Raw genomic sequence first — 702 nt, forward strand, 5'->3', positions numbered from 1 at the left:
CTCCCTCCTCGCCACCCGCCTCATCAGCCGCATCCGCACCACCCTCAAAGCCGAACTCCCCCTCCGCACCCTCTTCGAAGCCCCCACCGTCGCCACCCTGGACGCCCGGATCATGCGGGCCGGGTCAGCGCGGACCGCGCTGACGGCGGTGGAGCGCCCGGAGCGGATCCCGCTGTCCCCGGCCCAGAACCGCCTCTGGTTCCTCAACAGGCTGGAGGGCGCGAACGCCACGTACAACGTGCCGGTGGCCTTCCGGCTGGCCGGGGAGCTGGACGCCCGGGCCCTGGAGCAGGCGCTGAACGACGTGGTCGCCCGGCACGAGAGCCTGCGGACGGTGTTCCGGGAGTTCGACGGGACCGCGGCCCAGGTGGTGCTCGGCGCGGACGCCGTCGCCCTGGAACTGCACCGCGAGACCTGCCGGCCGGACGGACTGCGCGCCGCCATGCGCGACGCCGCCCGGTACGTGTTCGACCTGTCGGCCGAACCGCCCCTGCGGGTGACGCTGTTCGGCACCGGTCCCGGTGAGCACGTCCTGCTGCTGCTCCTGCACCACATCGCGGGTGACGGTACCTCGATGGGACCGCTCGGCCGCGACCTGGAGACGGCCTATGCCGCGCGGCTGGAGGGCCGTGCCCCGGCCTGGTCCCCGCTCCCGGTCCAGTACGCCGACTACACCCTCTGGCAGCGCGAACTCCTCGGCAC

General features: G+C 73.5%; 1 protein-coding gene. It reads left to right on the plus strand.

Annotation, left to right across the window (positions count from 1 at the left end; all coding sequences use genetic code 11):
* A partial coding sequence (locus tag IH80_RS40380) for a condensation domain-containing protein (protein WP_037882415.1) occupies window positions 1-702 on the plus strand: 702 nt, incomplete at both ends.

Source organism: Streptomyces sp. NRRL S-378, from assembly GCF_000720645.1.
Classification (GTDB): domain Bacteria; phylum Actinomycetota; class Actinomycetes; order Streptomycetales; family Streptomycetaceae; genus Streptomyces.